General features: G+C 68.2%; 1 protein-coding gene. It reads left to right on the top strand.

Going from position 1 to position 620, the window contains the following annotated elements; genetic code table 11:
* On the top strand, positions 1 to 620 hold a 620-nt coding region (locus tag EN964_RS36520), incomplete at both ends, for an iron chelate uptake ABC transporter family permease subunit (protein WP_164776577.1).

Genomic DNA, 620 nt, shown 5'->3' on the forward strand with positions numbered 1-620 from the left:
GCACCGGCGCTGATGCCAAGCACTTCCGGGCTGACCGGCAATCCGATGGCCAGCCCGGAAGTGCTTGGCATCAGCGCCGGTGCTGCGCTCGGCATGATGGTGGCGCTGTTTGCGCTCTCGGATGCCGGACGCCCGGTTCAGACGGCGGCGGCAACCATCGGCGCCTTCGCCGCTTTGCTGGTGACGCTGGCGATCGGCCGCCGTGCCGCCTATGCGCCGGAGCGGCTGCTGCTTGCCGGCGTTGCTCTGACGGCCTTGTTCGACGCGCTGATCCTGGTGCTCACCGCCACCGGCGATCCGCGTGCCATGCTGCTGCTCAACTGGCTGACCGGTTCGACCTATGGCGTCGATGTCGGTGACGCCTTGCTCACCGGTGGCATCGCCGTCTGCCTCTTCGCACTCGCGCCTTTCTTCATGCGTTGGCTCGACATCCTGCCGCTTGGCCCCGCCGCTGTGCAAGGCCTTGGCATTGACCTGAAGAGGACGCGGCTTCTCGTGCTGCTGGTGGTCGCGGCACTCACCGCAGCCTCGACGCTGATCGTCGGTCCGCTGACCTTCATCGGCCTGATGGCGCCGCACCTTGCCCGTCGCCTTGGCCTCTCCCGTGCGCTGCCGCAGGC

It is taken from the genome of Mesorhizobium sp. M7A.F.Ca.CA.001.10.2.1 (assembly GCF_003998575.1).
Classification (GTDB): domain Bacteria; phylum Pseudomonadota; class Alphaproteobacteria; order Rhizobiales; family Rhizobiaceae; genus Mesorhizobium.